Below are 24,789 nucleotides of genomic sequence, written 5' to 3'. Positions count from 1 at the left end.
AGGCCCCGCACGTGTTGACGCAGACCACCTCTCGGGTGCTCGAACCGAGTGACCTGGACGCCGCGCTCGCCGTACTCGACCGCGAGCCGGTCACGAACGCCTTCGTGACCTCACGCGTCCAGGTGGCCGGCCTCGACCCCTGGCGCCTCGGCGGCGAGATGTGGGGCTGGTACGAGGACGGCATGCTCACGTCCCTCTGCTACGCCGGCGCCAACCTGGTCCCGATCTGTGCCACCCCGCGCGCGGTCCGCGCGTTCGCCGACCGCGCACGCCGGGCCGGCCGCCGCTGTTCCTCGATCGTCGGACCGAGCGAGGCCACCACCCAGTTGTGGCGCCTCCTGGAACCGCACTGGGGCCCAGCCCGCGAGGTCCGCGCCCACCAGCCCCTGATGGTCACCGAGCGGATGCCCGCCGGCATCGCCCCGGATCCGTACGTCCGCCGCATCCGCAAGGACGAGATGGAGACGATCATGCCGGCGTGCGTGGCGATGTTCACCGAGGAGGTGGGCGTCTCCCCGCTGGCCGGCGACGGCGGCCTCCTCTACCAGGCGAGGGTCGCCGAACTCGTCGGCTCCGGCCGCTCCTTCGCCCGGCTCGACGACAGCGGCCGGGTGGTCTTCAAGGCGGAGATCGGCGCGGCGACCCCGGCGGCCTGCCAGATCCAGGGCGTGTGGGTGGCCCCCGAGTACCGGGGCATGGGCCTGGCGGTCCCCGGCATGGCGGCGGTGCTGCGCTACGCGCTGGCCGACGTGGCCCCGGTGGTCAGCCTCTACGTCAACGACTTCAACACGGCGGCGAGAAGGACGTATCTGCGGGTGGGCTTCCAGGAAGTCGGCGCGTTCATGAGCGTCTTGTTCTGACGGTTCTCTTCCGGCAGGCCCCGGGGGGAGCGCCCCGAAAGGGGCGCGGGGCTGTAACCGACATGCGGCTACCGCCGCGTGAGCGCGACCACCCACACACAACCCGCACCCGGACGACAACCGGAACCGCCCTGTACCCTCCCCACATGGACCTCGTGATCGGCCCCCTGGACCTCTCCTCCCACGTGGACGAGGCCCTGGCAGTCCAAGCGATCGCCTTCGGCCTGGGCCCCGACGAGGTAGCCGTACGCCGTCAGATCGTCGTCCGCCACATGCAGTACCCCGGCGCCAGAGCCCTCGGCGCGACCGCCGACGGTCTGCTCGTCGGCTTCGTCTACGGCATGCCGAACAGCCGCACCCACTGGTGGTCCACCGTCGTGGAGCCCTACCTGCGCGCCCAGGGCCACGCCGGCTGGCTCGACGACTCCTTCGTGATCACCGAACTGCATGTGCACCCCCGCCACCAGAACCGCGGCATCGGCCGCCGGCTGATCACGACGATCACCGACGGCACCACCGAGCCCCGTTCGATCCTCTCCGCGATCGACACGGACAGCCCGGCCCGCGGCCTCTACCACTCCCTCGGCTACGTGGACCTCGCCCGCCAGGTCCACTTCCCGAGCGCGCCCAAGCCGTACGCCGTGATGGGCGCCCCCCTGCCGCTGCGCCGCAGGGGTACCGAACGCCGCTAACCGATTTCCACCGGCACAGCGAGCCCGGCTAACCTCCTAGCCATCAACCTTTCCCGGCAGGAGTACGAGAACCATGGCGAACGCACCGGTCCAACGCATGTCCCAGTTGATGGCGAAGACGCTGCGTGACGACCCGGCGGACGCCGAGGTCCTCAGCCACAAGCTCCTCGTCCGCGCCGGCTACGTCCGCCGCACGGCCGCCGGCATCTGGTCCTGGCTGCCCCTCGGCCTGAAGGTGCTCTCCAACATCGAGCGGATCGTCCGTGAGGAGATGGACGCGATCGGCGCCCAGGAGGTGCTGCTCCCGGCCCTCCTGCCCCGGGAGCCGTACGAGGCGACCGGCCGCTGGGACGAGTACGGCCAGGAGCTGTTCCGCCTCCAGGACCGCAAGGGCGGCGACTACCTCCTCGGCCCGACCCACGAGGAGATCTTCACCCTCCTGGTGAAGGACCAGGCGTCCTCCTACAAGGACCTGCCGGTCATCCTCTACCAGATCCAGAACAAGTACCGGGACGAGGCCCGCCCGCGCGCCGGCATCCTGCGCGGCCGCGAGTTCCTGATGAAGGACTCCTACTCCTTCGACCTGGACGACGACGGCCTCGCCAAGTCGTACGCCCTGCACCGCCAGGCCTACCAGCGCATCTTCGAGCGCCTCGGCCTCGACTACCGCATCGTCGCCGCCACCGCCGGCGCGATGGGCGGCTCGAAGTCGGAGGAGTTCCTGGCCCCGGCCGAGGCCGGCGAGGACACCTTCGCCGACTGCCCGAACTGCGACTTCGCGGCCAACACCGAGGCGATCACGTACGGGCTCAAGGCGGTGGACGCCTCCGACGTGCCCGCCCTCGAAGAGATCCCGACCCCGGACACGCCGACCATCGAGACCCTCGCCGCCCATCTCGGCGTCCCGGCCTCCGCCACCCTGAAGAACCTCCTGGTGAAGGTCGACGGCGAGATCGTGGCCGTCGGCGTACCGGGCGACCGCGAGGTCGACATGGGCAAGGTCGAGGAGCACTTCGCCCCGGCCGCCGTCGAGCTGGTCACCGAGTCCGACTTCGCCGGCCGTCCCGACCTGGTCCGTGGTTACGTCGGCCCGCAGGGCCTCGGCGAGAAGGTGAAGTACATCGCCGACCCGCGCGTGGCCCCGGGTACCGCCTGGATCACCGGCGCCAACAAGGCGGGCACGCACGCCAAGAACGTCGTAACGGGCCGTGACTTCACCGTCGACGACTACGTCGATGTCGTCGTCGTGCTGGAGGGCGACCCCTGCCCGAAGTGCGGCACCGGCCTCAAGCTGGACCGCGCCATCGAGATCGGTCACATCTTCCAGCTGGGCCGCAAGTACACCGACGCCCTCAAGCTGGACGTCCTCGGCCAGCACGGCAAGCCGGTCCGCGTCACCATGGGCTCCTACGGCATCGGCGTCTCCCGCGCCGTCGCCGCGCTCGCCGAGCAGACCGCCGACGAGCACGGCCTGGTCTGGTCCCGCGAGGTCGCCCCGGCCGACGTGCACGTCGTCGCCGCAGGCAAGGCCCTGCAGACCGAACTCGCCCTGGACGTCTCCGAGAAGCTGCGCGCCGCCGGACTGCGCGTCCTGGTCGACGACCGGGCCGGGGTCTCCCCGGGCGTGAAGTTCACGGACGCCGAGCTGATCGGCGTACCGCAGATCCTGGTCGCGGGCCGACGCTCCGGCGAGGGCGTCCTGGAGCTCAAGGACCGCAAGACGGGCGAGCGCGAGGAGCTGACGGTGGACGAGGCGATCGCCCGCCTGACCGCCAGCTGAGTCCCAACTCCCGCCGCGCCTTTTCAGGAACCTCTCAGACAGTTCTTCCACTCCGTATGGGAGCCTCACAGACTTCTCTCAGGCCGGTGCCCGAACGTAATGCGTGACAGAGAGTCACGCGGGAGGGGATCGGTCATGACCGAGAGAGTGCGGCGCAGGCAGCAGGGGGAGCAGGGGGCGGCCGCGATGGTCCGCCGGGGCGCCCGGCGTACGGCGGCCCTGACGGCGGCGGTCACGCTCGCCGCGGCGGCCGGGGTGTTCGCCCTGGTCGGCACGTTTCAGGACGCCGACACGACGGCGGGCAGCGGCACCGGCACCCAGACATCGAGCTCCAGCTCCAGCTCCAGCTCCGATTCCAGCTCCGGTTCCAGCTCCAACTCAAGTTCCGGCAAGGACAGTTCCTCTTCCAGCACTTCGAGCGACTCAAGTTCCTCCTCGGACTCCTCAAGCTCCTCCTCGGACCTCCAGTCCTCCTCCGGCGGCCTCACCTCCGGCAGCGGATCGAGTTCCACCGACTCCACCTCGGGGGCGTCATGACCGCCCTCGTCCCGGGTACGAAGGCCGCCGCCGACTGGCGCGCCCTCGGCACCACCGTCCGCCTGGTCGTCACCGACCCGGCCCTGCTGGACTCCTGCAACCTGCTCCTCGCCCGGCAGCTCGCCGAGGTCGACGCGGCCTGCAGCCGGTTCCGCGCCGACTCCGAACTGGCCGCTCTCGACACCGCCGGGGGCCGCCCGGTCCGGGTCAGCCCGCTGCTCGCCGAGGCACTCGCCGTCGCTCTGCGCGCGGCCGAGGCGACCGAAGGCGCGGTGGACCCCACGGTCGGCTCGGCGATGGACGCGATCGGCTACGACCGTGACTTCACCCTCGTCCGCGAGGACGACCGCCCGGTCTCCCTGCGGGTGCGTCGCGCCCCCGGCTGGCGCAAGATCACCTTCGACCGGGCGACCGGAACGGTCACCGTCCCCGCGGGCGTCCGCCTCGACCTGGGCGCCACCGCCAAGGCCTGGGCGGCCGACCGGGCCGCGCGGATGCTCGCCGGCACGGCCGGCTGCGGAGTACTGGTGAGCCTCGGCGGCGACATGGCCGTCGCCGGTGAACTCCCGGCGGGCGGCTGGCAGATCCGCGTCCAGGACATCACCGGCCCGGTCGGCGAACGGCCCGCGCAGGGGTCGTACGACACCGTCGGCCTGCGCTCCGGAGGCCTCGCCACCTCCGGCACCGGCGCCCGCCGCTGGCAGCGCGGCGGCTACGACCTCCACCACATCGTCGACCCGCGCACCGGACTGCCGGTCCGCTCCCCGTGGCGCACGGTCTCGGTGGCCGCGGCCAGCTGCGCCGACGCCAACGCGGCGACGACGGCGGCCCTGGTCAAGGGCGCGGGCGCGGAACGCTGGCTGACCCGCCTCGGCCTGCCCGCCCGCCTGGTCACCCACGACGGCACGGTCGTCACCACACCGGGCTGGCCCACCTCCGCCCCGGCCTTGGAGGCGGCCGCATGACCTCCGAGACACTCTGGTACGCCAACCGCGCCACCGGCGCCGTCTGCCTGGTCCTCTTCACGGTCGTCGTCCTGCTCGGCATCGCCGTCCGGCTGCGCACCCGCCTCCCCGGCCTGCCCCGCTTCGGCACCCTCGCCCTCCACCGCAGCCTGTCCCTCTCCGCCACCGCCTTCCTGGCCCTGCACATCACCACGGCGGTGGTCGACGGCTACGTCGGCATCAGCCCCCTCGACGCCCTCGTCCCCTTCGCCTCCGACTACCGGCCGCCCTGGCTCGGCCTCGGCACGGTCGCCTTCGACCTGATGCTCGCGGTCCTGGTCACCAGCCTCCTCCGGGACCGCCTCGGCCACCGCACCTGGCGGGCCGTGCACCGGCTGGCGTACGCCTCCTGGCCGGTCGCCCTGATCCACGGCATCGGCATCGGCACGGACACCGGCGCCGACTGGACGACCTGGCTGACCGTGGCCTGTACGGCGACCGTGATCGCCGCCTTCGCCCTGCGTACCGCCCAGGCCGTCCGAGCCTCCCGCCGGACCCCCGCCGCACTTCTGCACACCGAAGGGGCCCACTGATGACCACGCTCTGCACCGACGTCCACATGCCGCCCCGGCTGCTGGCCCCCGGTGGCACCCCGGCCGACCTCACCACGCACCAGCGGCGCTACGGCCCGCTCTCCCACGGCGACCCGGCCGCCGTCCTGCGCACCCTCGCCGAGTCCGGCCTCACCGGCCGTGGCGGGGCGGGCTTCCCGGCGTACCGGAAGTTCGTCGCGGTCGCCGACGCGGCCCGGCGTACCGAACGCGCCCCAGTCGTCGTGGCGAACGGCGCGGAGAGCGAACCGGCCGCCCACAAGGACAAGACGCTCCTGCGGCTCTCACCCCACCTCGTCCTGGACGGACTGCAGCTGGCGGCCGAGGCGACCGGCGCGCGGGAGGCCTACCTCGCCGTGGAGGACGGCGCCTCCTACCTGGAGTCGGCCCTCGCCCGGCGCCACGATCCGGTGCGCGTGACGGTCGTACGGCTGCCCGCCCGCTTCCTCTCCGGCCAGGCCTCGGCCCTGGTGCGGTACCTCTCCGGGGGCCCGGCCCGGCCCGCCCATCCGACCCCACCGGTCCGCGAACGCGGGGTGCGCCGCGCCCCCACCCTGGTCCAGAACGTCGAGACCCTGGCCCACCTGGCGCTGATCGCCCGGTACGGCGCGGACTGGTTCCGCACGGCAGGCACCCCCGCCGAACCCGGCAGCACCCTGTGCACCCTGCATGTGCCGGGCCGCGAAGTCCGGGTGGTGGAAGCCCCCTTCGGCATGCGGATCGGCCGCCTGCTCCCGCTGGAAGGAGCGTCCGCGGTCCTGGTCGGCGGCTACCACGGCACCTGGATCCCGGCGGCCGAGGCGGCTCAAGTCCCCCTTTCCTCGGCCTACTTGGGTGCAGGAGTGCTGGCCGCTCTCCCCGTCGGCCGCTGCGGGCCGGCCGAGACCGCCCGCGTCCTGCGCCATCTGGCCCTGGAGTCGGCGGGCCAGTGCGGCCCCTGCCTGAACGGCCTCCCGCGCATCGCCGCCGCCTTCCACACCCTGGCCGTGCCCGGCCCCCAGGGCACCACCCGCGCCGACATCTCCCGCTGGGCGGGCCTGGTGGAGGGCCGAGGCGCCTGCCACCACCCGGACGGCACGGTCCGCCTGGTCCGCAGCGCGCTGACCACGTTCGCGACCGAACTGGACGCGCACGCCCACGGGGTGTGCACCGCGACCGACCCCACGCCCCTGCTGCCCGTCCCCACGGAGCGGACCTGACATGGACCAGCACATAGCCGTCGACTGGACGTCCTGCCAGGGCCACGGCCTCTGCGCAGAGCTGCTCCCGGAACACATCACCCTGGACGAGTGGGGCTACCCGTTGGTCGATGGCCGCCCCATCCCACCCCGCACCCGCAAACGAGCCCGCAGAGCAGCGGCAGACTGCCCAGTCCTGGCTTTGAAACTGAGGTCTGGCTGAGCGCCCCTCAGGGGTGCGGGGCTGTATCGACATGCGGCTCCGCCGCGCGGCACGACCAGCCCCCGCTCACCCGCACCCGACCCCGTCAGAGCCACCCCGCGAACTCGAGCAACAGCTCCGCATCCCTCGGCCGTCCCACGCGACGCGCCCGCACGCCCGACTCCACCGCCCGGAACAACGTCCACCCCCGCAACCGCTCCTGATCCACCTCGAGCGACTCCGCGAGCCGCTTGATCCGCCGCCGCGTGATCGTCGGCCCCGACGACGAGGCGATCAGATCCTCCACCCGGTCCCGCACTAGCCGCGCCAGATCGAACGCGCACTCCCCGACCACCGGATCCGGCCCCACGGCCAGCCACGGCAGCCGCTCCCCGGCCAGCACCTTGCTCTGCCGGAACGTTCCATGCAGCAACCGCCGCTCAGGAGGCGCGGCCAGCAACTCGTCCCGGGCCGCGAGCGCCGCGTCGACCAGCGGGGTCACCTCAAGGTCGGCTGTCGCCCGCATCGCCGTGGCCTGCCGCCCGGTCCGCTCCGCCACCGTCTCGAAGACGGGCCCGTCCGGCGGCTCCACCCACAGCCGCCGCAACGTCCCCGCCGCCTCCAGCAACGCCTTCGCCTCGGGCAGCGACCGCACCGAGACCTCCGGATGCAGCCGCTCCAGCAGCAGCACCCCGTCGGCCCCGTCCGCGTCCAGCAGCCGTACGGCACCCAGCCCGCCCCAGTGCGCCAGCGCCGCGGCCTCGCTCTCCGGCCGGGCCCGCCGCGGCGCCAGCTTCAGCACCGCCGGTGTGCCGTCCGCCCGCCGCACCAGCAGGACGACGCTGCTGCGGCCGCCGGGTACCTGTACCCGCTCCACGGTCAACTCGCGTAGTGCTACGGCCCGCTCCACCGCACCCGGCAGCTTCTCCAGCCACTCGTCACCGTCCGGCGCCGTCTCACCGAGCGCCCTCACCAGGCGCCGCGGCGGTTCGAAGGCCATACGCGAGTCGTTCCTTTCCTGCTCTGGTGCTCTACGGAGTTGACGTGGCCGAAGGCGAGGCCGAACCGCCGGCCCGGCCCAGCGGCGCGTCCCGCTCGGTGAGCCCAGGGAAGGCTACGCTCTGCCCGCTCCACCGCACCGCCCGCACCGCGGCCTCGCGCAGCGCCCCGGCCGCCGACCCGCGCCGCGCGCCGGAGGAGGCCCGGACCAGGTCGGAGTACACGTCGGCCACCCGCTCCTCCAACTCGGCGGCGAGCCGTACGGCCGTCACCGTGTCGGTGACGGCGAACGGCAGCGCGTAGGCCGCGCTCGCGGCGACGGGCGCGGCGCCCAGGTCCCGCACCTCGCGGGCGAGCGCGTCCCGGCGGGCCCGGTGCGCGTCGTAGGCCGAGCGGGCCTCGGCCAGCCGCCGTGTGCCGATCCGGCCGCCGACGACGCCGTACCCGTAGACCGCCGCGTGCTCGGCCGCCAGTGCCGCCTGGAGCGCCTTCAGCGCCCCGGCCTCGGCCTCGTCGCTCACTTCTCACCCTCCGTCAGCAGGTAGGCGTGCGCGGACCCGGACGCCGCCACCCCGGCCAGCAGCCGCGCCAGTTCACCGGGCACGTCCAGGAGTTCCCTGGCCCGCCGGTCGGCGAGGCTGCGCTCGGCGGCGGCCAACGCCGCGAGCGCGGACCTCTCGTCGGCCGGAACCTCCGGGGCGGCCGACGCGGACGCCGTGGCCGACGGTGAGCCCGTCGCCGTATCGCCCTTGGATGCGCCCTCCGTGAAGGCCGCCGCATGGGCCGCCACCTGGGCCCGCAGCGGCCGCAGCCGCTCTGCGAGTCCGGGGTGGGCGGCGAGGACGGCGTCGTACTGCCGGAGCAGCGCCTGGCTGTCCCTGGCCGCACGCGCGCGTGCCCGCGCGGTGACCGACGTGCTGCCGCCGCGGCCGGCGGAGTCGGGGTCGGCGGAGCAGCCCGCCAACATGGCGGCCGAGGCCGCCGAGACGATCAGGCTCCTTCTGCGTACTCCCCAGGGGGTACGCGGCGGCGGGGGGAACGGCACGGCAGACGTCCTCGGGGAGCTGGATACGAAGAAACGCGAAAGGAATGGGACACGGGACGGACCCGCCCGTGATCACCGTACCCGCGCACCTGTCCGAAGCCACTCATCGGCACCGTCCGTACCCGGGTGGACGGCAACACTCCTCACGACCGGATACCCTTTGACCAGACACGCGACCCAACCCACAACAGCACACGCGGCCGAGGAGTCACCCGGATGAGCACGACCCAGAGCGAGAGGCTGCGAGAGCTCCTGGAACCGCTCGTCACCTCTCAGGGCCTGGATCTCGAAGAGATCGCCGTGGACTCCGTCGGACGCAAGAGGGTGCTGCGCGTGGTCGTCGACTCCGACACCGGGGCCGATTTGGACCAGATCGCCGATGTGAGCCGTGAGCTCTCGGCGAAGCTCGACGAGAGCGACGCGATGGGCGAGGGCGAGTACACCCTCGAGGTCGGCACCCCGGGCGCGGAGCGCCCCCTCACCGAGCACCGGCACTACGTGCGTGCCGTGGACCGCCTGGTGAGGTTCCAGCTGGCCGAGGGCGGGGAACTGGTCGCGAGAATCCTGGACGTCGACGACGAGGGCCTCGATCTCGAAGTGCCCGGCGTCAAGGGCCGCAAGCCCACCAGCCGCAGACTCGGCTTCGCCGGGATCGACAAGGCGCGTGTGCAGGTCGAGTTCAACCGCAAGGACAAGAAGGACATGACGGAAGAAGAGGAGGCGTAGCCGTGGACATCGACATGAGTGCCCTGCGGGGCTTGGTTCGGGAGAAGGAGATCTCCTTCGACCTGCTGGTCGAAGCGATCGAGTCGGCCCTCCTCATCGCCTACCACCGCACCGAGGGAAGCCGCCGCCACGCGCGCGTGGAGCTCAACCGGGAGACCGGGCATGTGACCGTGTGGGCGAAGGAGGACCCCGAGGACCTGGAGGAGGGGCAGGCACCCCGCGAGTTCGACGACACCCCGTCGGACTTCGGGCGGATCGCCGCCACCACCGCCAAGCAGGTCATCCTGCAGCGGCTCCGGGACGCGGAGGACGACGCCACGCTCGGCGAGTACGCCGGCCGTGAGGGCGACATCGTCACCGGCGTGGTCCAGCAGGGCCGCGACCCGAAGAACGTGCTCGTCGACATCGGCAAGCTGGAGGCCATCCTGCCGGTGCAGGAGCAGGTACCCGGCGAGACCTATCCGCACGGCATGCGGCTGCGCTCGTACGTCGTCCGGGTGGCCAAGGGCGTCCGCGGCCCCTCCGTCACGCTGTCCCGCACCCACCCGGCACTGGTGAAGAAGCTCTTCGCGCTCGAGGTGCCGGAGATCGCCGACGGGTCCGTCGAGATCGCCGCCATCGCCCGCGAGGCCGGTCACCGCACGAAGATCGCGGTCCGCTCCACCCGTTCGGGCCTGAACGCCAAGGGCGCCTGCATCGGCCCCATGGGCGGCCGGGTCCGCAATGTCATGGGCGAGCTGAACGGCGAGAAGATCGACATCGTCGACTGGTCGGACGACCCGGCCGAGATGGTGGCGAACGCGCTGTCGCCGGCCCGGGTCTCCAAGGTGGAGGTCGTGGACCTGGCGGCCCGGTCCGCCCGGGTGACCGTGCCTGACTACCAGCTGTCACTGGCGATCGGCAAAGAGGGACAGAACGCCCGTCTCGCCGCCCGGCTCACCGGCTGGCGGATCGACATCCGGCCGGATACCGAACAGGTGTCCGAATAAATCACTCTTTCCCTCGTCGGGGGTTCACTCGGACGGGGGGAATAGTTCCAAGCCGCAGGTCGCTTGGATTACGACAACGGCCGTTCGATCTTTGCCCCGATGGGGTGAGGTCGGTGCGGGGAGGTAGACTTAGCGGTGTCTGGCCGGACGCGTGCCCGCGCATGCCCTGAGCGCACCTGTGTGGGGTGCAGGCAGCGAGCGGCCAAGACCGAACTGCTGCGGATCGTGGCGGTCGAGGACGAATGTGTCCCCGATCCTCGCGGTACGCTGCCCGGCCGGGGTGCATATGTACACCCCGCCCAGGTCTGTCTGGACCAGGCGGTGCGCCGCCGGGCACTCCCACGGGCGCTCCGCGTCCCGGGTCCGCTGGACGTAAAGGCGTTGCGCCCCTACGTCGAGCAGTAACACCGTAAGAAGCGTCGTACGGAACGTCCGTGCGGCTCTGGTACCCCGCGAGTTGGAAGTAGGTCGAGATTGCGATGAGCACTCGATGAGCACGCGATGAGTACGCCCATGAAGTAGCGACGGTCCGGACACACCCGGACCTAAAAGGAGCGAAGTGGCTAAGGTCCGGGTATACGAACTCGCCAAGGAGTTCGGGGTTGAGAGCAAGGTCGTCATGGCCAAGCTCCAGGAACTCGGTGAATTCGTCCGTTCGGCGTCCTCGACGATCGAGGCGCCCGTTGTACGCAAGCTGACAGACGCCTTCCAGGGCGGTGGCAACGGCAAGTCCGCCCCGCGCAAGGCTGCCCCCAGGCCCGCCGCGCCCTCTCCGGCGCAGGCGGCACGCCCGGGTGGTGCCCCCAAGCCGGGCGCTCCGCGTCCGGCCGCCCCACAGCCGCCGGCCCCTGTGGCGCCTGCCCCCGCGGCCTCGGCTCCGGCCGAGCCCTCGGCTCCGGCGGCTCCGGCTCCGGTCACCCCCGCGCCGGCCGCCTCCGGCCCGCGTCCGGGCCCGAAGCCCGCTCCGCGTCCGGCCCCGGCCGCGCCCGAGTTCACCGCCCCGCCGGCCCCTCCGGCCGCCCCGGCACAGAGCCCGGCCGCCGCACAGGGCCAGCGTCCCGGTGGCGCTCCCCGTCCGGGTCAGGGCGCCCCGCGCCCCGGCGGTCGTCCCGCCCCCGGTCAGGGGCAGGGCCAGGCCCGTCCGGGTCAGGGCGGGCAGCGCCCCGGTGAGCGCGCCCCCCGTCCGGGCGGTGCCCGTCCGGCCGGTCCGCGTCCGGGCAACAACCCCTTCACCTCCGGTGGCTCCACCGGCATGGCCCGCCCGCAGGCCCCGCGCCCGCAGGGCGGCGCGCGTCCCGGCCCCGGCGGTCCCGGCGGTGCTCCCCGTCCCCAGGCGTCCGGCGCCCAGGGCGGCGGTCCGCGTCCCCAGGCTCCCGGCGGTTCCCGTCCGAGCCCGTCCGGCATGCCCCGTCCGCAGGGCGGTCCGCGTCCCGGCGGCGGCTCCGCGGGTCCGCGTCCGAACCCCGGCATGATGCCGCAGCGTCCCGCTGCCGGCCCGCGTCCCGGCCCCGGTGGCGGCGGTCGCGGTCCCGCCGGTGCGGGTCGTCCCGGCGGCGGCGCCGGTCGTCCCGGTGGCGGCGGCGGCTTCGCCGGTCGTCCCGGCGGCGGCGGTGGCGGCGCCCGTCCGGGCGGTGGCGGCGGCTTCGCCGGTCGTCCCGGTGGCGGTGGCCCCGGTGGCGGCGGCTTCGGCGGCGGCCCCGGCGGCGGTGGCGGCGGCGGTCGTCCCGGCTTCGGCGGGCGTCCGGGCGGTCCCGGCGGCCGTGGTGGCACGCAGGGCGCCTTCGGCCGTCCCGGCGGTCCGGCGCGTCGTGGTCGCAAGTCGAAGCGGCAGCGGCGCCAGGAGTACGAGGCCATGCAGGCCCCGAGCGTCGGCGGCGTGATGCTGCCGCGCGGCAACGGCGAGACCATCCGTCTCTCCCGCGGCGCGTCGCTCACCGACTTCGCGGAGAAGATCAACGCCAACCCGGCGTCCCTCGTCGCGGTCATGATGAACCTCGGCGAGATGGTCACGGCCACGCAGTCCGTCTCCGACGCGACCCTCGAGGTCCTCGCCGGCGAGATGAACTACACGGTCCAGATCGTCAGCCCCGAGGAGGAGGACCGCGAGCTGCTCGAGTCCTTCGACATCGAGTTCGGCGAGGACGAGGGCGACGAGGACGACCTGGTGGTCCGTCCGCCGGTCGTCACCGTCATGGGCCACGTCGACCACGGTAAGACCCGACTCCTCGACGCCATCCGCAAGACGAACGTCATCGCGGGCGAGGCCGGCGGCATCACCCAGCACATCGGTGCCTACCAGGTCTCCACCGAGGTCAACGACGAAGAGCGCAAGATCACCTTCATCGACACCCCGGGTCACGAGGCGTTCACCGCCATGCGTGCCCGTGGTGCGAAGTCGACCGACATCGCGATCCTGGTCGTCGCGGCCAACGACGGCGTCATGCCGCAGACGGTCGAGGCGCTCAACCACGCCAAGGCGGCCGACGTCCCGATCGTCGTCGCGGTCAACAAGATCGACGTCGAGGGCGCCGACCCGACCAAGGTGCGCGGTCAGCTCACCGAGTACGGGCTGGTGGCCGAGGAGTACGGCGGCGACACGATGTTCGTCGACATCTCCGCCAAGCAGGGTCTGCACATCGACTCCCTGCTGGAGGCCGTGATCCTGACGGCCGACGCCTCGCTCGACCTGCGGGCCAACCCGAACCAGGACGCGCAGGGCATCTCGATCGAGTCCCGCCTCGACCGCGGCCGTGGTGCCGTGGCGACGGTCCTCGTCCAGCGAGGCACCCTGCGGGTCGGCGACACGATGGTCGTGGGCGACGCCTACGGTCGCGTCCGCGCCATGCTCGACGACAACGGCAACAACGTCGCCGAGGCCGGACCCGCGACGCCGGTCCAGGTCCTGGGTCTGACCAACGTCCCGGGTGCCGGCGACAACTTCCTGGTGGTCGACGAGGACCGTACGGCCCGTCAGATCGCCGAGAAGCGTGCCGCCCGTGAGCGCAACGCGGCCTTCGCCAAGCGCACGCGCCGTGTCTCCCTCGAGGACCTGGACAAGGTGCTCAAGGCCGGCGAGGTCCAGCAGCTCAACCTCATCATCAAGGGTGACGCTTCTGGTTCCGTCGAGGCGCTCGAGTCGTCCCTGCTCCAGCTGGACGTCGGCGAAGAGGTCGACATCCGCGTCCTGCACCGCGGCGTCGGTGCGGTCACGGAGTCGGACATCGACCTGGCGATGGGCTCGGACGCCATTGTGATCGGCTTCAACGTCCGCGCGGCAGGCCGTGCGGCGCAGATGGCCGAGCGCGAGGGTGTGGACGTCCGGTACTACTCGGTCATCTACCAGGCGATCGAGGAGATCGAGGCGGCCCTCAAGGGCATGCTCAAGCCGGAGTACGAAGAGGTCGAGCTCGGTACGGCGGAGATCCGCGAGGTCTTCAAGTCGTCCAAGCTGGGCAACATCGCGGGTGTTCTCATCCGCTCCGGCGAGGTCAAGCGCAACACCAAGGCGCGCCTGGTCCGCGACGGCAAGGTCATCGCGGAGAACCTCAACATCGACGGTCTGCGCCGCTTCAAGGACGACGTCACCGAGATTCGGGAAGGCTTCGAGGGCGGTATCAACCTCGGAAACTTCAACGACATCAAGATCGACGACGTCATCGCGACGTACGAGATGCGCGAGAAGCCGCGGGTGTAACCCGACGGTTGGTGCTGGCCGACGGGACTTCGGTTCCGTCGGCCAGCGCTTTTCCCGGCCGCGTGCGGCCGGGAAAGTCGGTCGAGCCCGCGCCGGGGACGGGGTACCGTTCCTGACAGGGCCATCGATCCCGTACCGGCGGGTGAACCGGATACATACATGTACGTGGGGACTCTGTCCTTCGACCTCCTCCTCGGCGACATCCATTCGCTGAAGGAGAAGCGCTCCGTCGTCCGCCCGATCGTCGCCGAACTCCAGCGGAAGTTCGCTGTGAGCGCGGCCGAGGTGGACCACCTGGACCTTCACCGCAGGGCCGGCATCGGCCTTGCCATGGTCTCCGGCGACGCCGTGCACCTGACCGACGTGCTCGACCGGTGCGAACGGCTGGTCGCCGCCCGCCCCGAGGTGGAGCTGCTGTCCGTCCGACGGCGCTTCCACGGCGACGACGACTAGACCTGAGAACGACACAGAAGAAAGAACGGGAGACGGACCAGTGGCCGACAACGCGCGCGCCAAGAGGCTGGCGGACCTCATCCGAGAGGTGGTGGCCCAGAAGCTGCAGCGCGGGATCAAGGACCCGCGGCTCGGCACCCACGTCACCATCACGGACACCCGGGTCACGGGTGACCTCAGGGAGGCGACCGTCTTCTACACGGTGTACGGAGACGACGAGGAGCGGGCCGCGGCCGCAACGGGCCTGGAGAGCGCCAAGGGCGTGCTCCGCTCGGCGGTCGGCGCGGCGGCCGGGGTGAAGTTCACGCCGACCCTGACCTTCGTCGCGGACGCCCTTCCGGACACTGCGAAGACCATCGAGGACCTGCTCGACAAGGCACGGGCCTCGGACGCGAAGGTCCGCGAGGTCTCCGCGGGCGCTGCCTTCGCCGGTGAAGCGGACCCGTACAAGAAGCCGGGTTCCGACGACGAGGCGGACATCGCTGCCGACGCCGACGAGACGGACGACGCCACCGAATGACCAGCAAGCCCACCCCGCCCGACGGCCTTGTCATCGTCGACAAGCCGTCGGGCTTCACCTCGCACGACGTCGTCGCCAAGATGCGGGGCATCGCCCGCACCCGGCGCGTCGGGCACGCCGGCACCCTCGACCCGATGGCCACCGGCGTCCTCGTCCTCGGCATCGAGCGGGCGACCAAGCTCCTCGGGCATCTCGCCCTCACCGAGAAGGAGTACCTGGGGACCGTCCGCCTCGGACAGAACACCCTCACCGACGACGCCGAGGGCGAGATCACCTCGTCCGCCGACGCCTCCGGGGTCACCCGCGAGGCCGTCGACACCGGCATCGCCAAGCTGACCGGCCGCATCATGCAGGTGCCGTCCAAGGTCAGCGCCATCAAGATCGACGGTGTCCGGTCGTACAAGCGCGCCCGGGAGGGCGAGGACTTCGAGATCCCGGCCCGGCCGGTGACCGTCTCGTCGTTCACGGTCTACGACGTCCGGGACGCCGTCGCCGAGGACGGCACCCCCGTGCTCGACCTGGTCGTCTCGGTGGTCTGCTCCTCCGGCACCTACATCCGTGCCCTCGCCCGCGACCTGGGCGCCGACCTGGGCGTCGGCGGCCACCTCACGGCGCTGCGCCGGACGCGCGTCGGACCGTACAAGCTGGACTCCGCGCGCACCCTCGACCAGCTCCAGCAGGAGCTGACCGTGATGCCGGTCGCCGAGGCGGCCGCGGCTGCGTTCCCGCGCTGGGACGTCGACGCCAGACGGGCCGGTCTGCTCACCAACGGGGTGCGGATCGACATGCCCGAGCAGTACGCCGGCGTCGGTCCCGTCGCCGTGTTCGACCCCGAGGGGCGCTTCCTCGTGCTCGTCGAGGAGCAGAAGGGCAAGGCCAAGAGCCTCGCCGTGTTCCGCTGAACCGTCCGGTGTGCCCGTGGAGCGGCGACCACGGGGTCTGGCGCCGCCGCCGCTCCACGGTCCCCCCTCGGTTCCCCCACCCCTAGGGTGTATCCACCTGTCCCGGGCTATTCACCCGACCGAGCAGGCGCTCGGAGTGAACCGGGGGAGCGGAGGGGGGCGCGTTCGCCACCCGCTCTGTCCCGCTGATCATTTCGCGCCTACCGTCGAGCCCAAGGGCCCAAGGGCCCAAGGGCACGGATGGACGGGCGGGGAGGTTCGATCATGGCGGGACGGGGCCCGCGGACCGGGAGCGGCCGCCGCACGGCGGACGGTACGCGGGAGGCACGGCAGGACACCTGGCCGGTGCTCGACGACCGGCTGGTCCGGGTCCGCGACCTCGCCGGGCGCCCGCGTGGCACCGGCTTCCTCGCCGACCACCACGGCACCCTGGTCACCAGCCACGAGGCCGTCGACGGGCTGGCCCGGATCGTGCTGCACGCGGCCGGGGACCGCACCTGCGTGGTCGACTCGGACGCGGTCACCCCGCTGCCCGCCCACGACCTGGCCCTGATCCACACCGAGGGCCTGTGCGTGGACCCGCTGCCGATCACGGTACGGGAGCGGATCCCGGTCGGAACCTACGTACGGATCGCCGCCGACCGCTGGCGCGAGGCCCGGGTACTGGCCGCGACCCAGGTGACGTACACCGCCACCGACCGCTTCCATCTCCTGCACGACGCCCTGGAGTTGGCGATGGGCACGGCCGGCCGGGACGCGCTGCGCCTCGGCGGCGGGGCGGCCGGCGGCCCGGTCCTCGACGCGGAGACCGGCGCGGTCCTCGGCGTGCTGGGCACCGCCCTCCAGTCCGGCCAGCGGGACGTGGGCTTCGCCGTCTCGCTCCACCACCCCGACAGCACCCCCCTGGCCGACCTCCTCACCCGCAACGCCGCGACGGTCCCCGCCTACGGCACCGACCTCAACCTCGCAGGCATCCTGGAACTGACAGCCACATCGGTGGACCAGGACGGCCCCCCGGGCGCCCTGGCCGGCTACATCGGCCGCAAAACGCCCCGCACTGGAGCGCCCGAAAGGGGCGCGGGGAACTGCGCGACCAGCCCCCACGCACCCGCAGACGTTCCACCACCTTTCATGGCACTCGCCGGCGAACACACGGACCCCGTTCAGCCCGTCGAGCGAGCGGCAACCGCAAAGGAGCTGTCGGCCTTCGCCGAAGACACCGGAGCCGACAAGGCCAACGGGACCGTCCTGGCACTCGTCGGAGACCCCGGCACCGGCCGTACCACCGAACTCGCCGCCCTCGCCGCCCGCCGCCACCGCGGACCGCACCCCGCCCCCACCCTCTGGCTCCGCGGCGCCGACCTCAAGGACGCCGACGACTCCGTCACCGACGCGGCCCGCCGCGCCCTGGAGCGCGCGGTCCGGATCGTCGCCGCCTCCCGCTCCCAACTCCCGGGCGACCTGGGCGAACTCACCGTGGAGCGGCTGGCCCGGCTCGCCACCCGGGCCGGACACCCGCTCCTCCTCCTGCTGGACGGCCCGGAGGAGATGCCACCGGTCCTGGCCCACCGGCTCTCCACCTGGACCGCGGGCACCGCCGCATGGCTGCGCGACACCGGCGCCCGGCTCCTCGTCGCCTGCCGCGAGGAGTACTGGGAGCGGGCCGGTGCCGAGTTCCCGCCCGACCTGCTGCACCGGGGCACCGGTACCCCCTCCTGCGTCCGGCTGAGCGACCTCACCCCCGACGAGGCCTGCCGCGCCCGCTCCCGCTACGGCGTGCCCGACGGCGCCCTCACCGACCGCGACGCCCGTCACCCCCTCGCCCTGCGCCTGCTCTCCGAGGTCCGCGCCGCCCTCCCGGACGCCCCCGCCGCCGGCCCGATCGACCGGCACGACGTCTTCGCCGCCTACCTCGACCTGCTGTGCCTGCGCATCGCGGTCCGGCTGGCCGCCGAGAACGGCCTGCGCGGTACGGCCGTACGACGGCTCGCCGCCCGCGTCTCCGGCCAGGTGCACGAGGCCGCCCGGCGCAGCCTCGGGCCCGGCCAGGGCGAGCTGGACCGGGAGTCGTTCGAGGCGGTGTTCCCCTGGGGGCCCGTCCCCGCCCACCTCGGCGGCGGCTCCGGCTGGGCCTCCGCCGTGCTCACCGAGGGCCTGCTGGTGCCGGCGGGCGGCGGCTACCGCTTCGCCCACGAGGAACTCGCCGACTGGATCCAGGGCATGCACCTGGACCTGGACGAGGCCCTGCACGCCCTCGTCCACCGCCCCCGGACCCCCGAGAGCGCCCACCCGCTGCCCGTCCCGCACCACCGGGTCGGACCGGTCGTCCAGGCGCTGCTGCTCCTCGACCGCCAGTACGGGCCGGCCCAACTCGCCCCGCGACTCAACGACCTGGCACACGCCCTCGACCTCGACCCCGGCTCCTGGTGGGCCGCCCGACTGCTCGCCCAGACCCTGCTGCGGCTGCCCGACGCCACGCCCTACACCGGGGTGCTACGGCTGCTCGCCGACCGGGTCGTGGGCCGGCAGCGCACCGCGCCCACCGAGTTCGGGCCGGACTTCTGGACCGCGCTCACCCTGCCCGACACCGAACGCTTCGACCTGCTGCGGAGGCTGGTGCGCGCCGACGAGCCGCTCCCGGAGACCGCGGGCCTCGGCCGGTTCGGGGCCCGGCCGACGGTTGAGGCCCCCGAGGGCACGGCCCCGCGCTACCTGGACGCCGTCGCCCGGCTGCTCGCCGCCGACCCCACCGCCGTACAGCCGTATCTCACCCGGTGGTTCGACGACGAGCGGCCGTTGCCCGCGATGCCGCACGCCACCGTGGCGACCGCGGCGCAGGCGTTGCTGCACACCCACCGGCACCGGGCGCTGGACGACCTGACCGAGGTGCTGGTCGACGCCGCGCACCGACGGGGCGACGAACTGCTCGCCGTGCTCGCCGAGGACGAGCCGTCCGCGGTGTGCCGGGCCGTCGACCGCTGGGCGCACGACGAGCGCCCGGCCCGCCGGGTGGCCGCCGTGGCCCACGGGCTGCGCGCCGCCCCGCACGTCCGCAGCGAACCCGACCGTGAACTGCTCCGCTACGCCGCGCTCGCCCTGCTCGCGCGCCCCGCCGACTGCACCCTGCACGGGGGCGCCCTCGCCCTGCTGGTCCAGGACCCGCGCACCCGGGCCCGCCATCTCCCGCAGGCGTTGGGGCACTTCGCCACCGGCGACCCGCAGCTCGCGCCGAGCGCCCTGGTCCCCGCCCTGGCCACCCACCCCGACGACGTCCTGGAGGCCTTCCGCACCCGGCTGCGCGGGCCAGGCGCCGGACAGGTGCTGCGCGCCCTCGCCGACGTCACCACACCGGCCCTCGCCCACCGGGTCACCGAGCTGGTCCTCGAGGCCGTCGGGCTACGCCCGGAGACCGCCGGGCAGGTGGCCGGGTTCGTCGAGCGCCGCCTCGACCAGGGCGCCGGAGCCCGCGCCGTACTGCTGCCGCTGGTCACCGGACTGCTCGAGGACGGCCCCGAGCCGGTCCGGGCTGCCCTGGCGACCGTCCTGGGCGCGGCCGGCACCCCCGTCTCGCGCCCACTGCGCCGGGAGCTGCTGGAGTTCCTGCTCGCTCACGAACGGGACCCGGGCGTCCTCGACGCGCTCCTGCACGCGGCCGCCGTACAGCGCGAGGACGACGGCGAGCAGATGCGTGAGCTGGTCAGGCGCACCGGTCTGCTGCTGGTCCGCACCCCGGACGGGGCGACCCGGTTCGACCGCGGACTGGTCGACCTGGGCCGGCACGTGCCCGGATTCGCCGCCCTGATGGCCCGCTGGCTCACCGACACCCCGGAGGAATGGGCCGCCGTGGTGGGGCCCAGCACACGGCGGATGCTGGGGAACCTGGCCGGTGTCCGGGTGCCCGCGTGAGGCGCCGGAGGCGTGCGCCAGGTCACAGCGACCGTGCCGGTGTGAGACGGGTCCGGCAAACATGGCACCCTTAGACCTGCGTAAGACGGACAACGGACACAGGTTCGAGGAGCGGTCACAGTGCAGCGCTGGCGTGGCTTGGAGGACATCCCCGAGGACTGGGGGCGCAGCGTCGTCACCATCGGTTCTTATGACGGGGTGCACCGCGGTCACCAGCTGATCATCCGGCATGCCGTGGACCGCGCCCGTGAGCTGGGCATTCCGGCGGTCGTCGTCACCTTCGACCCGCACCCCAGCGAGGTCGTCCGCCCCGGCAGCCACCCGCCGCTGCTCGCCCCGCACCACACCCGCGCCGAGCTGATGGCGGAGCTGGGCGTGGACGCGGTGCTCATCCTGCCCTTCACCACCGAGTTCTCGCGGCTGTCGCCGGCCGAGTTCGTGGTCAAGGTGCTGGTGGACAAGCTGCACGCCAAGGCCGTCGTCGAGGGCCCCAACTTCCGCTTCGGCCACAAGGCCGCGGGCAACGTCGAGTTCCTCACCGAGCAGGGCAAGGTCTACGACTTCGAGGTCGAGGTCGTCGACCTGTACGTGCGTGGCGAGGCGGGCGGCGGCGAGCCGTTCTCCTCGACCCTGACCCGGCGCCTGGTCGCCGAGGGTGACATGGCGGGTGCCCGCGAGATCCTGGGCCGCCCGCACCGGGTGGAGGGCGTGGTCGTGCGCGGCGCCCAGCGCGGCCGTGAGCTGGGCTTCCCGACGGCCAACGTCGAGACGCTCCCGCACACCGCGATCCCGGCCGACGGTGTCTACGCCGGCTATCTGCACGCCCAGGGCGAGGTGATGCCGGCCGCGATCTCCGTCGGCACCAACCCGCAGTTCGACGGCACCGAGCGCACGGTGGAGGCGTACGCCATCGACCGCGTCGGCCTCGACCTGTACGGGCTGCACGTCGCCGTCGACTTCCTGGCCTTCGTCCGCGGCCAGGCCAAGTTCGACTCGCTCGACGCGCTGCTGGAGCAGATGGCCGAGGACGTCAAAAGGTGCCGTGAGCTGGTGGCGGCCGAGGAGGCCTGACCAGAGGGTTCGGTCAGAGGGTTCATCCCTACACACGCCGAAGGGCGGCCGGTGCGGTGAGGCACCGGCCGCCCTTCGGCGTTTCTGCTACTGCTGCGGAGGCTGCGGCGGCTCCTGGGGCTGGCCCTGCTGCGGGAAGCCGTAGCCGCCGGGCGGGGCCGGGGGAGCGGCGGGGGGCTGGGCACCGGGCTGCGGATAGCCGTAGCCGGGCTTCGGCTGCTGCTGCGCCTGCGGGGGATACGGCTGGCCCGCCTGCGGGGGATACGGCTGGCCCGGCTGCTGCGGATAGGGCTGGGCGCCGGGCTGGGGCCGGCCGTAGAGCTCCTGCTGCGGAGGCTGTCCCGGCTGCTGCGGATACGGCTGCTGCGGGTACGGCTGTCCCGGCGCGTACGGCGGCTGCTGTCCCGGAACCGGCGGCGGGGCGTACTGCTGGCCGGGCAGCGGCTGGCCCGGCAGCGGGTGGCCCGGCAGCGGCGGGGCGGCGACCGGCGGCGGGTTGCCGTCGCTGGTCCACAGGCCGTGCATCTGCTGGTGGCGTACGAAGTCCTCCGCGACCATCGCCGCGAGGTTGAAGTACGCCTCGCGCACCTTCGGCCGCATCATGTCGAGGTCGACCTCGGCGCCGGCGGACAGGTGCTCGTCGAAGGGCACGACCACGACCCCCCGGCAGCGCGTCTCGAAGTGGTGCACGATGTCCTCGACCTTGATCATCTTGCCGGTCTCGCGGACTCCGGAGATCACCGTGATCGACCTCGACACCAGGTCGGCGTACCCGTGTGCGGACAGCCAGTCCAGGGTCGTACTGGCGCTGCTCGCACCGTCCACCGAAGGCGTCGAGATGATGATCAGCTGGTCCGCGAGGTCCAGCACACCGCGCATGGCGCTGTAGAGCAGACCGGTACCCGAGTCGGTGAGGATGATCGGGTACTGCTTGCCCAGCACGTCGATCGCGCGCCGGTAGTCCTCGTCGTTGAACGTGGTCGAGACGGCCGGGTCGACGTCGTTGGCGATGATCTCCAGACCGGACGACGCCTGGGACGTGAACCGCCGGATGTCCATGTAGGAATTGAGGTGCGGGATCGCCTGGACCAGGTCACGAATGGTGGCCCCGGTCTCGCGGCGCACCCGGCGGCCGAGTGTGCCGGCGTCCGGGTTGGCGTCGATGGCGAGGATCTTGTCCTGGCGCTCGGTGGCCAGGGTGGAGCCGAGCGCGGTGGTCGTGGTGGTCTTGCCGACCCCGCCCTTGAGGCTGATCACCGCTATCCGGTAGCAGGACAGCACCGGCGTCCGGATCAGGTCCAGCTTCCGCTGCCGCTCGGCCTCTTCCTTCTTGCCGCCGAGCTTGAACCGCGAGGGTGCGGCACCGGGCCGGCCGCTCTTCGCCTTCTGCTTCTTGTTGTTGAGCAGCCGGTCGGAGGACAGCTCCACGGCCGCGGTGTAACCCAGCGGTGCCGCACCGGGGTTGGTCATCTGCCGCTGGTCGTGCTGCATGGGCTGCGGCCAGGCGGCACCGACCCGCGGGTCGACCGGGGCCTGGGGGGCCTGCGGCGCCTGCGGGTCCGGCTGCTCCGGGTACGGGGCCGGAGCGGGCGGCTGGGCGGGCTGGGCGGCGCGCGGGTCCTGGGGGGCCTGCGGCTGCGGGCCGGGCTGCGGGAAGCCGTAAGCGCCGGGCGGGGCCGGGGGGGCCGGGGGCTGCGCGGCCGGCTGCGGGAAGCCGTAACCGGCCGGCGCGGGCGCCTGGGGCACGGGAGCGCCGGGGTAGCCGTAGCCGCCCGGTGCGTCGGGCTGCCGCTGCTGTTCGGCCGGGGGAACGGGGGGCTGGGCGGCGGGCTGCGGGAAGCCGTAACCGGTCGGCGCCTGCGGCGGCACGGGGGCGCCCGGCTGCTGGGCCGGGGGCTGGTTCCAGGCGGCGGGCGCGGGCTGCGGTGCCTGCGGCGGCTGGAACGCCGGCTGTTGCCCGGGCACGCCCGCGGGACCCTGCGCGGGTACCTGCGGGGGCTGCGGCTGACCGGGCGCCGGCTCCGACGGTGCCGACTGGGCCGGCCAGTGGGCGGCCGGTGCGGGGGCCGCGGGCTGGTAGGACGGCGGCAGCGGCGGCACCACGGCCGGCGGCGTCGGCGGTGTAGGCGGCGGAGTCCAGGCGGCGGGCGGTGCGGCGGCCTCGGGAGCCGGGGGCGCGTCGTGCGACTCGGGCGCGGCGGTTACGGCGTCCTGGGGCGCGGGCGCGGCGGTTATGGCGTTCTGGGGCGCGGGCGCGACGGCTACGGCGTCCTGCGGCGTGGGGGGTACGTCCTCGGGCTCGGCGGTGCCCTCGGGGGCTACGGCGTCGGCGGCATCGTCGGACGCGGAGTGCGCCTCGCCTTCGGCACCGTCGTACTCGTCGGTGTCGTCGGTGTCCGCGACCGCGTCCTGGTGCTCGTCCGTCTCGGTGTCGTCCACCGGGGCGGGTTCCTGGGCGGGTTCGCCGGTCTCGGTGCTACCGCTGGAGCCCGCGTCGTCGAGGGGGGCCTCGTCCTCGGTGCCGGTCTCGTCGCTGTCGACGTGCGGCGAGCCGTCCGCGCCCTTGGCGCCGGAGTTGACCAGCAGCGCGATGACGTCGGCCGCCGACTGCTCCTCCTCGTCGGCTCCGACCTCGTCCTCGTCCTCGGCGCGGCTCTGCTCGGCCGCCGTGTCCTTGGCCGCGGCCGCCTGCTCGGCGGCCTCGGCGATGTCACGCTTCAGCGCGCCGGCGGAGAACCGCATCGTCGCCCCGCTCTCCAGGTCACCGTTGTCCGGCTCGGGCTCCGGCGCCGGTTCTTCGGCGGCGGGCCGCTGCGGTTCGAAACCGACCGGCAGCTTCGGCACGGCGGCCGCACCGTCCGCGGGCGGTGCGGCAGGAGTGAACGGCGCGGCGACCGGCGCCGGCGGAGCGGCCGGCGCCCCAGCGTCTGCGCTCGGGGCAGGCGGAGTGAACGGCGCGCCCGGCGTGGTGGTGCGCGCCGGAGTGAACGGCGCGCCCGGCGTGGCGGTAGGCGCCGGGGTGAACGGCGCGCCCGGAGTCGAGGTGGGCGCCGGCGTGAACGGAGCCCCGGGTGTCGCCGCCGGAGGGGCGAAAGGCGCTCCCGGAGTTGACGCGGGCGCGGGAGTGAACGGAGCTCCGGGCGTTGACGGGGGCGGCGGGGTGAACGGCGCCCCGGGCGCGGCGGCAGGCGCGGCCGCCGACGGCGCACCCGGCCCGGAACCGGGCGGCGGCGTGAAGGGCGCGCCCGGCGTGGCTGTGGGCGACGGGGTGAACGGCGCACCGGGCGTGGCGGTGGCCGGCGGTGTGAAGGGTGCGCCCGGGGTCGAGGCGGGCGGCGGGGTGAACGGTGCCCCGGGGTTTGCCGTCGGCGGCGGGGTGAAGGGCGCGCCCGGAGCCGACGTCGGCGCGGGAGTGAAGGGACCACCGGGACCCGGCGTTCCGCCCCCCTGCTGGGCATGCGGCGGGGGAGTCAGCCCGGGGATCGGCGCCCCCGGCGGGAACGGCGAACGGGGCTGCGCGGCTGGCGTCGTACCGGAGGCGGAGCCCGGAGCCCCTGGCCCGCCGGGCCGGCCGCCGGACCCCGGCCCGGGGGGGCGCCCGGGGGCCGCGGCCCCGCCCCGGGCCCCCCCCGCGGGGGGGGGGGTCCCGGGGGGGGGGGCGGGGTCGCGGAGGTTGTGGC

At 73.5% G+C, this 24,789-nt stretch carries 21 protein-coding genes; 16 read left to right on the top strand and 5 right to left on the bottom strand.

What is annotated here, in order from left to right; translation table 11 throughout:
• Positions 1-11 precede the first annotated feature (11 nt).
• The 3 genes from ACWGJB_RS27240 (at position 12) to ACWGJB_RS27230 (ending at position 3,332) form a co-directional block, all read left to right on the top strand.
• On the top strand, positions 12-860 hold the full coding sequence (locus ACWGJB_RS27240) for a GNAT family N-acetyltransferase (RefSeq protein WP_453382714.1): 849 nt from the start codon (positions 12-14) through the stop codon (positions 858-860).
• A 146-nt stretch (positions 861-1,006) separates the two neighbouring features.
• Complete coding sequence (locus ACWGJB_RS27235) at positions 1,007-1,552, top strand: GNAT family N-acetyltransferase (protein ID WP_453382713.1); 546 nt, start codon at positions 1,007-1,009, stop codon at positions 1,550-1,552.
• Between the two features lie 73 nt (positions 1,553-1,625).
• Positions 1,626-3,332, top strand: coding sequence for a proline--tRNA ligase (locus tag ACWGJB_RS27230; RefSeq protein WP_453382712.1), 1,707 nt, complete (start codon positions 1,626-1,628; stop codon positions 3,330-3,332).
• 278 nt (positions 3,333-3,610) lie between these two features.
• Here the strand turns inward: ACWGJB_RS27230 and ACWGJB_RS27225 are convergent, their stop codons facing one another.
• Positions 3,611-3,844 (bottom strand): hypothetical protein, encoded by a 234-nt coding sequence (locus ACWGJB_RS27225; protein WP_453382711.1) that lies wholly within the window; start codon positions 3,842-3,844, stop codon positions 3,611-3,613.
• 21 nt (positions 3,845-3,865) lie between these two features.
• Here ACWGJB_RS27225 and ACWGJB_RS27220 point away from each other — a divergent pair, with 21 nt between their 5' ends.
• From ACWGJB_RS27220 to ACWGJB_RS27205, 4 genes are read left to right on the top strand one after another with little or no spacing between them, the layout of a single operon-like run.
• Positions 3,866-4,834, top strand: coding sequence for an FAD:protein FMN transferase (locus tag ACWGJB_RS27220; protein WP_453382710.1), 969 nt, complete (start codon positions 3,866-3,868; stop codon positions 4,832-4,834).
• Entirely contained in the window at positions 4,831-5,406 is a 576-nt protein-coding gene (locus ACWGJB_RS27215; protein WP_453382709.1) for a ferric reductase-like transmembrane domain-containing protein, read from the top strand. Before ACWGJB_RS27220 ends, ACWGJB_RS27215 begins: the two co-directional genes overlap by 4 nt.
• Positions 5,406-6,623, top strand: a complete 1,218-nt coding sequence (locus ACWGJB_RS27210) for an NADH-ubiquinone oxidoreductase-F iron-sulfur binding region domain-containing protein (RefSeq protein ID WP_453382708.1) — start codon at positions 5,406-5,408, stop codon at positions 6,621-6,623. Before ACWGJB_RS27215 ends, ACWGJB_RS27210 begins: the two co-directional genes overlap by 1 nt.
• 1 nt (position 6,624) lies before the next feature.
• Positions 6,625-6,825, top strand: a complete 201-nt coding sequence (locus tag ACWGJB_RS27205; RefSeq protein WP_453382707.1) for a ferredoxin — start codon at positions 6,625-6,627, stop codon at positions 6,823-6,825.
• 85 nt (positions 6,826-6,910) lie between these two features.
• Here the strand turns inward: ACWGJB_RS27205 and ACWGJB_RS27200 are convergent, their stop codons facing one another.
• The 3 genes from ACWGJB_RS27200 to ACWGJB_RS27190 are packed head-to-tail and all read right to left on the bottom strand — an operon-like array spanning position 6,911 to position 8,848.
• A complete protein-coding gene (locus ACWGJB_RS27200) occupies positions 6,911-7,804 on the bottom strand; it encodes an aminoglycoside phosphotransferase family protein (protein ID WP_453382706.1) in 894 nt (297 codons plus the stop codon).
• 31 nt (positions 7,805-7,835) lie between these two features.
• Entirely contained in the window at positions 7,836-8,324 is a 489-nt protein-coding gene (locus ACWGJB_RS27195) for a ferritin-like domain-containing protein (protein WP_453382705.1), read from the bottom strand.
• Positions 8,321-8,848: a hypothetical protein gene (locus ACWGJB_RS27190; RefSeq protein ID WP_453382704.1), complete on the bottom strand. Its 528-nt coding sequence runs from the start codon at positions 8,846-8,848 to the stop codon at positions 8,321-8,323. The genes ACWGJB_RS27195 and ACWGJB_RS27190 overlap by 4 nt, the downstream gene beginning before the upstream one ends.
• Before the next feature lie 216 nt (positions 8,849-9,064).
• Here ACWGJB_RS27190 and rimP point away from each other — a divergent pair, with 216 nt between their 5' ends.
• The 9 genes from rimP (at position 9,065) to ACWGJB_RS27145 (ending at position 21,109) form a co-directional block, all read left to right on the top strand.
• Positions 9,065-9,574: a ribosome maturation factor RimP gene (gene rimP / locus ACWGJB_RS27185; protein WP_453382703.1), complete on the top strand. Its 510-nt coding sequence runs from the start codon at positions 9,065-9,067 to the stop codon at positions 9,572-9,574.
• Positions 9,575-9,576: 2 nt separating this feature from the next.
• Positions 9,577-10,563: a transcription termination factor NusA gene (gene nusA, locus ACWGJB_RS27180; protein ID WP_360497183.1), complete on the top strand. Its 987-nt coding sequence runs from the start codon at positions 9,577-9,579 to the stop codon at positions 10,561-10,563.
• A gap of 135 nt (positions 10,564-10,698) precedes the next feature.
• A complete protein-coding gene (locus ACWGJB_RS27175; RefSeq protein WP_362572456.1) occupies positions 10,699-10,968 on the top strand; it encodes a YlxR family protein in 270 nt (89 codons plus the stop codon).
• Between the two features lie 154 nt (positions 10,969-11,122).
• Positions 11,123-14,257 (top strand): translation initiation factor IF-2, encoded by a 3,135-nt coding sequence (gene infB / locus ACWGJB_RS27170; protein WP_453382702.1) that lies wholly within the window; start codon positions 11,123-11,125, stop codon positions 14,255-14,257.
• A gap of 159 nt (positions 14,258-14,416) precedes the next feature.
• Positions 14,417-14,710, top strand: coding sequence for a DUF503 domain-containing protein (locus tag ACWGJB_RS27165; RefSeq protein WP_365805416.1), 294 nt, complete (start codon positions 14,417-14,419; stop codon positions 14,708-14,710).
• Between the two features lie 40 nt (positions 14,711-14,750).
• Positions 14,751-15,230: a 30S ribosome-binding factor RbfA gene (rbfA, locus tag ACWGJB_RS27160; protein ID WP_453382701.1), complete on the top strand. Its 480-nt coding sequence runs from the start codon at positions 14,751-14,753 to the stop codon at positions 15,228-15,230.
• Complete coding sequence (gene truB, locus ACWGJB_RS27155) at positions 15,227-16,132, top strand: tRNA pseudouridine(55) synthase TruB (protein WP_453382700.1); 906 nt, start codon at positions 15,227-15,229, stop codon at positions 16,130-16,132. Before rbfA ends, truB begins: the two co-directional genes overlap by 4 nt.
• 264 nt (positions 16,133-16,396) lie before the next feature.
• Positions 16,397-20,038: a trypsin-like peptidase domain-containing protein gene (locus ACWGJB_RS27150; protein ID WP_453382699.1), complete on the top strand. Its 3,642-nt coding sequence runs from the start codon at positions 16,397-16,399 to the stop codon at positions 20,036-20,038.
• 120 nt (positions 20,039-20,158) lie between these two features.
• Positions 20,159-21,109: a bifunctional riboflavin kinase/FAD synthetase gene (locus ACWGJB_RS27145; RefSeq protein WP_453382698.1), complete on the top strand. Its 951-nt coding sequence runs from the start codon at positions 20,159-20,161 to the stop codon at positions 21,107-21,109.
• Positions 21,110-21,196: 87 nt separating this feature from the next.
• Here ACWGJB_RS27145 and ACWGJB_RS27140 read toward each other — a convergent pair whose 3' ends face one another.
• Positions 21,197-23,851 carry a MinD/ParA family ATP-binding protein gene (locus tag ACWGJB_RS27140; RefSeq protein ID WP_453382866.1) on the bottom strand — a complete coding sequence of 885 codons (2,655 nt, stop codon included), beginning with the start codon at positions 23,849-23,851 and terminating at the stop codon, positions 21,197-21,199.
• Between the last annotated feature and the right edge of the window lie 938 nt (positions 23,852-24,789).

Source organism: Streptomyces sp. NPDC054813, from assembly GCF_053611365.1.
This window is presented reverse-complemented; position numbering and strand designations above follow the sequence as displayed.

What these genes read in the sequence shown, in the direction of transcription:
- ACWGJB_RS27215 (WP_453382709.1), top strand. Translation starts at nt 4,831, where the DNA reads ATGACCTCCGAGACACTCTGGTACGCCAACCGCGCCACCGGCGCCGTC.
- ACWGJB_RS27140 (WP_453382866.1), bottom strand. Translation starts at nt 23,851, where the DNA reads ATGCGGTTCTCCGCCGGCGCGCTGAAGCGTGACATCGCCGAGGCCGCC.
- ACWGJB_RS27200 (WP_453382706.1), bottom strand. Translation starts at nt 7,804, where the DNA reads ATGGCCTTCGAACCGCCGCGGCGCCTGGTGAGGGCGCTCGGTGAGACG.
- truB (WP_453382700.1), top strand. Translation starts at nt 15,227, where the DNA reads ATGACCAGCAAGCCCACCCCGCCCGACGGCCTTGTCATCGTCGACAAG.
- ACWGJB_RS27150 (WP_453382699.1), top strand. Translation starts at nt 16,397, where the DNA reads ATGGCGGGACGGGGCCCGCGGACCGGGAGCGGCCGCCGCACGGCGGAC.
- ACWGJB_RS27220 (WP_453382710.1), top strand. Translation starts at nt 3,866, where the DNA reads ATGACCGCCCTCGTCCCGGGTACGAAGGCCGCCGCCGACTGGCGCGCC.
- ACWGJB_RS27210 (WP_453382708.1), top strand. Translation starts at nt 5,406, where the DNA reads ATGACCACGCTCTGCACCGACGTCCACATGCCGCCCCGGCTGCTGGCC.
- ACWGJB_RS27205 (WP_453382707.1), top strand. Translation starts at nt 6,625, where the DNA reads ATGGACCAGCACATAGCCGTCGACTGGACGTCCTGCCAGGGCCACGGC.
- ACWGJB_RS27230 (WP_453382712.1), top strand. Translation starts at nt 1,626, where the DNA reads ATGGCGAACGCACCGGTCCAACGCATGTCCCAGTTGATGGCGAAGACG.
- ACWGJB_RS27165 (WP_365805416.1), top strand. Translation starts at nt 14,417, where the DNA reads ATGTACGTGGGGACTCTGTCCTTCGACCTCCTCCTCGGCGACATCCAT.
- rimP (WP_453382703.1), top strand. Translation starts at nt 9,065, where the DNA reads ATGAGCACGACCCAGAGCGAGAGGCTGCGAGAGCTCCTGGAACCGCTC.
- ACWGJB_RS27235 (WP_453382713.1), top strand. Translation starts at nt 1,007, where the DNA reads ATGGACCTCGTGATCGGCCCCCTGGACCTCTCCTCCCACGTGGACGAG.